General features: G+C 48.4%; 1 protein-coding gene. It reads left to right on the forward strand.

Translation table 11 applies throughout. The features are described from left to right. Positions 1-223, forward strand: a 223-nt coding sequence (locus HMPREF2853_RS05165; RefSeq protein WP_148131402.1) for a G5 domain-containing protein, incomplete at both ends; no start/stop codon positions are given.

Here is a 223-nt window from a genome sequence, read left to right on the forward strand (position 1 = left end):
CGTCAAATCGCAACTCCGGGTGTCCAAGGTGAACGTACGATTAAGACCCGTGTCTACAGTTCCAACGGTCAAGTTGTCGACCGCCAAGAGTTGTCTAACGAGGAAACTCTAGCTCCAGTAACGCAAATTGTCAAAGTCGGCACAGCTAAACCAAACATGGTACCAAGTGATGCACCGAAAGCAGATGCTTTGCCAGAGTATCCGCTGACATATACTGACGAAA

It is taken from the genome of Streptococcus sp. HMSC077F03, assembly GCF_001812375.1.
Taxonomy (GTDB): Bacteria; Bacillota; Bacilli; order Lactobacillales; family Streptococcaceae; genus Streptococcus; species Streptococcus oralis_S.